5 protein-coding genes and 1 pseudogene are annotated in these 7856 nt (G+C 69.3%); all 6 read left to right on the top strand.

The window, feature by feature from the left end:
• The first annotated feature begins 148 nt into the window (after nt 1–148).
• Nucleotides 149–1477: a sugar ABC transporter substrate-binding protein gene (locus tag EAO76_RS26805; protein ID WP_148838513.1), complete on the top strand. Its 1329-nt coding sequence runs from the start codon at nt 149–151 to the stop codon at nt 1475–1477.
• The gene (locus EAO76_RS26800) at nt 1474–2448 is read left to right on the top strand and encodes a carbohydrate ABC transporter permease (protein WP_148838512.1); all 975 of its coding nucleotides are present in this window, start codon (nt 1474–1476) and stop codon (nt 2446–2448) included. Before EAO76_RS26805 ends, EAO76_RS26800 begins: the two co-directional genes overlap by 4 nt.
• The gene (locus EAO76_RS26795) at nt 2445–3311 is read left to right on the top strand and encodes a carbohydrate ABC transporter permease (RefSeq protein WP_148838511.1); all 867 of its coding nucleotides are present in this window, start codon (nt 2445–2447) and stop codon (nt 3309–3311) included. Before EAO76_RS26800 ends, EAO76_RS26795 begins: the two co-directional genes overlap by 4 nt.
• A gap of 245 nt (nt 3312–3556) precedes the next feature.
• Nucleotides 3557–4855, top strand: a pseudogene (locus tag EAO76_RS26790) (alpha-L-fucosidase); the annotation flags it as partial.
• Nucleotides 4856–4902: 47 nt separating this feature from the next.
• Nucleotides 4903–6336: a polysaccharide lyase 6 family protein gene (locus tag EAO76_RS26785; RefSeq protein WP_148838509.1), complete on the top strand. Its 1434-nt coding sequence runs from the start codon at nt 4903–4905 to the stop codon at nt 6334–6336.
• A 128-nt stretch (nt 6337–6464) separates the two neighbouring features.
• Nucleotides 6465–7856 (top strand): polysaccharide lyase 6 family protein (locus EAO76_RS26780; protein ID WP_148838508.1); only part of this gene is annotated, 1392 nt, incomplete at its 3' end.

The raw sequence follows: 7856 nt of genomic DNA, 5'->3' as shown, positions 1-7856 counted from the left end.
GGTGTGGGGGGAGGGGTGTGCCGGGGGTCTTGCGAGCTTCGGCTAAATTTTTGTATTCATCGGACTATTGACCGTGGATTCGGACCCCGTTAGCGTCCCGAGCAAGCGCTTTCCAGGCCAGCTGTGATGCGTCGAAACAGGAGTTGTCATGCAGAGATCGCGGTGGATCGGTGCGGGTGTTCTCGCCTCGGCACTGGTCCTCACCAGCTGTACATCAGGGCCTGCGGGAGTGGACGCCAAACAGGATCCCAAGGCCCCCCTCGAACTGTGGACCAGGACGACACCGGGCGGACCGGGGGAGCAGGGGGCGCTCCGGCTCGCCGCGGCCTTCGAGAAGGCCACCGGCTACAAGGTGCAAGTCACGGCGATCTTCGACGACTTCGAGACCAAGCTGCAGCAGCGGGCCGCACAGAAGAAACTCCCCGACATCGTCATGAACGACGTGACGCAGCTCGGTGCCATGCACAGCCAGGGCCTGCTGCGGGAGATCGACCTGGGCAAGCTCAAGAACAGCGGACAGGTCGTCGGCCAGGGGCTGGACTCCGGCAAGAGCGTGGACGGCAAGCAGTACGGGCTGCCGTACTCGGCACAGGCGTCCGCACTGCTCATCCGCAAGGACTGGCGGGAGAAGCTGAAGCTCCAGGTCCCCGGGAGCTGGGACGACTTCGCCGCGATGGCCAGGGCATTCACCGAGAAGGACCCCGACGGCGACGGCAAGAAGAACACCTACGGCCTCGCCGCGCCCCTGTCCACCAAGCGCGGATACGCCTCCTGGTACTTCTCCAACTTCCTCTGGGCCGCGGGCGGTGACTTCATCACCGGGGCCGGGGAAGGCAAGTACAAGCCCGCGATGGCCACGAAGGAGTCGGCCGAGGCGGTGAAGTGGTTCCGCGACCTCGGATGCAAGGACAAGGCCATCCAGCCCGGCGCCGTGACCATGGAGACCCCGCCCACGAACGAGACGTTCGAGGCGGGCCGGACCGGGATGTTCGTCGTCGGCCCGTACCTGCTGCCCCGCTTCGACGAGACGCTCGGCAAGGACAAGTACGAGGTCGTGCCGATGCCCAAGGGCCCGAAGGACGCCACCGTCCTCGCCGAGGGCGGCTCCGTCTACCTCATGGCCGGCTCCGAGAACATGGCGGGCCAGGACGCCTTCGCCGACTTCGCCATCTCCGCCGAGGGCCAGAAGACCGGCATGCAGGGCGAGACCGGCTTCACCGTGCAGCTGCCCGTCAACAAGACGGTGAAGATCTCCGAGGTCCGCCCCGACCCCCGCTGGACGACCTACGCCGAGGTCTACCAGAACTCCGGCCGGTACGCCCCGTCCATCCCGAACTGGACCCCCGTGCGGCAGACCACGGCCGAGACCGTCAACGCCCTGATGGCCGACTGCGGGCTGGACGTCGACACCAAGCTCGGCGAACTCGACAAGCAGCTCGCCGACATCCTCAAGGAACAGGGAATCGCCGCGTCATGAGTCTTGACCAGGCGGATCCGGCCGCCCTCCCGGCGGCCGGCCCCGCCGCCCGGACCCCGGGCGGCCCGGCTGGCAGGACCGCCACCGGCCGCCGCGGGCGCAGCGGCCGGGGCGGCCGGTGGTGGACGCCCTGGCTGTTCCTGGCCCCCGCACTGCTGCTCTTCCTGTACTTCAAGTTCATCCCCATGGCCAGCGCGCTGACCATGTCCTTCCAGGAAGTACAGCCCTACCTCGGCAACAAGTGGGTCGGCACCGAGAACTACTCCACGGTGCTCCAGTCCGACGGCTTCCGCGAGGCGGCGTGGCACACCGTCGTCCTCGCCGCCGGACAGACCGCCGGCTCGATGCTCCTCGGCCTCGTGCTCGCCCTGCTGATGGAAGGGCAGGGCCGTCGCCTCGGATTCGTGCGCTCCGCGGCGTTCCTGCCGGTGGTGGTACCGATCGCGGTCGTCGCCGAGCTGTGGCGGATCATGTACCACCCGACCGGGGACGGCATGCTCAACTCCATCCTCGGCCTGGTGGGATTCGGCCCCTCGGGGTTCATCAACGACCCCGACTCGTCGATGGCCTCCATCATGGCCACCGGCATCTGGCGCGGCGCCCCCTACGACATGATGATCTTCCTCGCCGGACTCACGAGCGTGGACCGCGGCCTGTACGAGGCCGCGAAGGTCGACGGCGCGTCCAGGTTCCAGCGGGTGTGGCACGTGACGGTGCCCGGACTGCGATCGGTGTTCTCGATCCTGTTCATCCTCGCCGCGATCCGCGGACTGCGCGTCTTCACCGAGGTCTTCCTCCTCACCAACGGCGGACCCGACGGCTCCACCGAAGTCGTGATGACCCTGATCTACAAGCTGGGGCTGGAGCAGAACCGGCTCGGCGTCGGCGCGGCGGGAGCCGTCCTGCTCTTCGTCGCCACGCTGATCCTGACCATCGCCGTCCACCTGTTGCGACGGAGGGAGAGCAAATGAACGCGCCGACCGAGACGGCCCTGGGCCTGACCGAGAGCAGGAGCCCGGGCGGACGGATCCTGAAGGCCGTCACCTACCTGCTGGTACTGATCGTCTTCGCGGGCCCCCTGCTGGCCCTGCTGGTCAGCGCCTTCGGCCACGTCAAGGACCCCACCCAGCTGAGCGTCATCCCCTCGGGCGCGACCCTGGACAACTTCAGGATCGCCTTCGACCAGGGCGTGCTCGCGTACCTGCTGAACTCGTTCTTCGTGGTCGGCTTCGGACTGCTGCTCCAGGTGGCCGTCTCCGTCCTCGCCGGCTACGCGCTGGCCAGGAAGATCTTCCCCGGGATGACACTGGTGCTCGTCGCCATCCTGGCCACGCTCATGCTGCCCGAGGAGATCCTGGCCCTCCCGCTGTCCGTGATCCTCGCGGACCTGCCGGTGGTCCACTTCAACCTCATCGGCACCCTGGCCGGAATGATCGTCCCGCTGGGCGCGTGGGGATTCTCCATCCTGGTGATGACCGAGTTCATGAAGGACGTGCCCAAGGAACTGGAGGAGGCCGCACGGATCGACGGCGCCGGGGACCTGCGCATCTTCGCGCAGATCATCATGCCGATGTGCAAGCCGGCGCTCGGGGTCATCGGAGTCTTCGGCTTCACCATGATCTGGGACCAGTACCTGCTGCCCCTCCTGGTCTCCACCGACTCCTCCTCCTACACGCTCCCGCTGGCGCTGCGAACCCTGCGGGTCGACCCCGCCGTCACGCCCGGGGTGGTGATGGCGGCGTCCCTGCTGGCCCTGCTCCCCTCCGTGATCGTCTTCCTGTTCTTCCAGCGTTCCTTCGTCCACGGCCTGTCCTCCGGCGCCCTGAAGGGCTGACCGGACGGCGCCCGGCGCCCCTTGCCGCGGGCCGGTCAGCAAGGACCGATGGCCGGCCCGCCGCGCACCGCGCCCCGAACCACCCCGCACGACACCACCTTCCGGTCACACCGGTCGACGCGCCGGCASTGCCGGCGGACATCGACGACAAGGAGCGATGCCCCCATGACCCCGAGCGCCGGCTTGCACATCGGCATGATGATCGAACATGCCGAACCGGTCGGTGGTGAACCAGGTCGTCTCCGGCCCCCGCCGGGAGCCCGGAGACGACCTGGTTCACCACCGACCGGTTCGGCATGTTCGTCCACTGGGGCCTGTACTCCCTGGCCGCCCGGCACGAGTGGGTCAAGAACCGGGAGAAGCTGACCGACGAGCAGTACCAGGTCTACTTCGACCACTTCGACCCCGACCGCTACGACCCGGTCCGGTGGGCCAGGGCGGCCAGGGCGGCGGGCATGCGCTACGTCGTCCTGACCACCAAGCACCACGACGGCTTCTGCCTGTGGGACAGCGCCCTCACCGAATACAAGGTCACCAACACCCCCCACGGCCGCGACCTCCTCGGCCCGTTCGTCGAGGCGTGCCGCGCCGAAGGACTCAAGGTCGGCTTCTACTACTCGCTGATCGACTGGCACCACCCCTCCTTCCCCGTGGACGGCACCCACCCGCAGCGCGACGACGAGGAGTTCAAGGCCGCCCACGCCGACCGCGACATCCGCGACTACCAGCGCTACCTGCACGGCCAGGTCCGGGAACTGCTGACGTCCTTCGGACGCATCGACTACCTGTTCTTCGACTTCTCCTACGCGGGCCGGACCTGGTGGGGAGGCAAGGGACCCGACGACTGGGACTCCCCGAAGCTCCTGGAGACGGTCCGTGAACTCCAGCCGCACATCCTGGTCAACGACCGGACCGGCCTGCCCGGCGACTTCGTCACCCCCGAGCAGTACCAGCCCTCGGGACCCATGACCGAGAACGGCCGGCCCGTGCTGTGGGAGGCGTGCCAGACCCTCAACGGGAGCTGGGGCTACGACCGCGACAACCTCGACCACAAGAGCGCCGACCTGCTGATCCGGATGCTCGTCGACGGCGTCTCCAAGGGCGGCAACCTGCTGCTCAACGTGGGACCCGACGGCCGCGGCGAACTCGACCCGCACGCCGTCTCCGTCCTCGGCGAAATCGGCCGGTGGATGGACCTGCACGAGCGGTCCGTCCGAGGCTGCGGCCCGTCCCCGTACACCGCACCCGCCGACTGCCGGTACACCCGGCGCGGCAACCGGCTCTACGTCCACCTGTTCGCCTGGCCGCTGGGCCATCTGCACCTGCCCGGGCTCGCCGGCCGGGTGCGCTACGCCCAGCTGCTGAACGACGCGTCGGAGATCATCCGGGTCCGGATCGACCCCGACCGGCCCGCGCTCAACACGGAGATGGGCGGGCAGCCCGCCGGCACGCTCACCCTGAAGATCCCCGTCCGGCGCCCCGACACCCCCGTACCCGTCATCGAGCTGTTCCTCGACACCCTGGACGACCGGGCCGACGACTGAGCCGGTTCCCGTCCCGGCCGGTCCACCACCACACTCACGGAGGCATCATGCAACGCCGCACGTTCCTCATGGGTACCGCGGCAGGGGCAGCGCTGGTCGCCGTCCCCACCGGCGGACTCCTCACCGCGAGCGCGACCGCCGCCCAGGCCGCGGTCGGCTCGCTGGACGAGCTCCAGGCCGCGATCGACCGGGCCCGGCCCGGTGACCGGATCGTCGTCGCCGACGGCCGGTACACCGTTCCGCCGGACCGGCCCCTCACCATCCGGGACAAGCAGGGCAGCGGGCGCGCGCCCATCACCGTCGCCGCCCGGACCCCGGGCGGCGTCGTCCTCGACGGGCCCCACAGCTTCGTCCTCGACCGGTCCAGCCACATCACCCTCAGCGGCTTCTCCTTCCGCCAGAGCACCACCCTGGAAATCCCCGAGACCTGCTCCCACATCAGGCTCACCCGCAACGACTTCCAGCTCGCCGACATCGAGGGCCTGCACTGGGTGATGGTGCGCGCGGACGACAGCACGGTCGACCACAACCACTTCCACCACAAGAGCACCCTCGGTATCTACCTCGGCATCGAGGGCGCGGGCACCGAGGAGATGGCCCAGCGCGTCCACGTGTACCGGAACCACTTCTCCGACCACAGCTTCGCCGGATCCAACGGCGGCGAGCCGATCCGGCTCGGCGTCAGCCCCCGCGCCCTGTCCAGTGCCCACGCGGTCGTGGAGTACAACCTGTTCGAGCGCGCCGACGGCGACCCCGAGGCCATCTCGGTGAAGTCCTCCGACAACACCATCCGGTACAACACCATCCGCGACAGCTTCGGCGGCATCGTCCTGCGCCACGGCAACCGCACCCGGGTGGAGGGCAACCACCTGCTCAACGGCACGGAAGGGATGCGGATCTACGGCAACGACCACGTGATCGTCAACAACCACCTCAACGGGCTGTCGGGCCGTGCCCTGGTGATCGGCAGCGGCTCGGAGCGCGACCACCTGCCCGGCGAGACACCCGAAGCGCGCCGGGGCAATGACGCGCCGGACCGGGTCCTCATCGCGTACAACACCCTTGTGAACAACAACGGAACGCTTTCCGGGGAGAGCCACCGCCCGCACGAACCGCGGGACGTCACCGTCGCCGACAACCTCTTCGTCGCGGACACGGGCGAACTGGTCGCGATGGCGAACACCGTACGTTTCGCCTGGTCCGGCAACATCCTGTGGGGCGCGGCCACCGACGGCAACATCCCGGCCGACGGCTTCACCCGCGTCGACCCGAAGCTGGTGACGGGCCCGGACGGCGTCGCCCGGCTGTCGGCGGGCAGCCCGGCGATCGGCGCCGGCACCCTCAGGCGGCCGCCGGTCACCCACGACATCGACGGGCACCCGCGCGGCCGGCTCCGGGACGTGGGCGCCGACGAGTACTCGGACAGGGCCCCCAGGAACCGGCCGCTGACCCCGGCCGACGTCGGCCCCCACGCCCGCTGAGCACCGCCGGAGGACGGGGCGGCCGACCCGGACCGGGCCGGCCGCCCCGCTCCCGGTCGTCCGGCACGTCCAGCCGCGGGGGCTGTACGGATCGGCCCGGTCATGTCCTTGTCGCTACAGGAGGCACCATGCAACGACGCACGTTCCTCAGGGGAACCGCGGTGGCGGCCCTCGCCGCCGTACCCCTCGGCACCTCGATGTCGGTCGACGCCTCGGCGACCGACAGGTCCGTCAGTACTCTGACCGAGCTCCAGAACGCGATCGACGCCGCCGCCCCCGGCGACCGCATCATCGTGGCCGACGGCACCTACACGGTTCCGGCCGGCGGCGCGATCAACATCTCCGGCAAGAACGGCACCAGCGCGGCGCCCATCACCATCGTGTCCAAGAGCCGCGGCGGCGCGGTCCTGCGCGGCGAGCGCAGCTTCGTCCTCGCCAATTCGAGCAACATCACCATCAGCGGCTTCGCCTTCCGGCAGAGCCTCACGCTGGAGATCCCGGAGAACTGCTCCTCGATCCGGCTGACCCGCAACGACTTCCAGCACGCGGACACCGGTGACCCGTACTGGGTCGTCGTACGGGCGAACGACACGAAGATCGACCGCAACCACTTCCACAACAAGACGACCACAGGCATCTTCCTGGTCGTCGACGGTCCCGGCTCGACCGACATGGCCCAACGGACCCACATCTTCCGGAACTACTTCTCCGACCACAGCTTCGCCGGGTCCAACGGTGGCGAGAGCATCCGCCTCGGCGTCAGCGGACGGGCGCTGTCCGCCGCGAACGCGGTCGTGGAGTACAACCTGTTCGAGCGCGCCGACGGCGACCCCGAGGCCATCTCGGTGAAGTCCTCCGACAACACCATCCGGTACAACACCATCCGGGACAGCCGCGGCGGCATCGTGCTGCGCCACGGCAACCGCTCCCGGGTGGAGGGCAATTACCTGATCGGCGGCGAGGAGGGCGTGCGGCTCTACGGCAACGACCACGTGGTTGTCAACAACTACCTCGCCGGGCTGTCCAAGCGGGCCCTGGTCGTCGGCAGCGGCACCACCCGCGACCACAACTCGGGCGAGACGCAGGAGGAGCGGCGCGGCAACGACGCCTGCGACCGTGCGGTCATCGCGCACAACACCCTGGTCGACAACGCCGAGACGCTCTCGGGCGAGACCAACCGGACGTACGAACCCCAAGGCGTCGTCATCGCCGACAACCTGCTCGTCGGCGGCACCGGCAGCCTCGTCGCGATGGGGGCCACCACCGGCTTCACCTGGCGGACCAACATGCTGTGGGGCGCGGCCGCCAACGGCAACATCCCGTCCGGCGGCTTCACCCGGGCCGATCCGAAGCTGGTGGCGGGCCCGGACGGAGTGTTCCGGCTGTCGGCGGCCAGCCCGGCGATCGGCGCGGCCACCCTGACCGGAACGACCGTGGCCGACGACATCGACGGCGACCAGCGCGGCAGCACCCGGGACATCGGCGCCGACGAGTACGCGACACAGCCCGCCCTGCGCCAC

This window comes from Streptomyces sp. sk2.1 (assembly GCF_008120935.1).
In the GTDB taxonomy this organism is placed as follows: domain Bacteria; phylum Actinomycetota; class Actinomycetes; order Streptomycetales; family Streptomycetaceae; genus Streptomyces.
The sequence above is the reverse complement of the archived record's forward strand: the minus strand, read 5'-3'. Positions and strand labels throughout refer to the sequence as shown.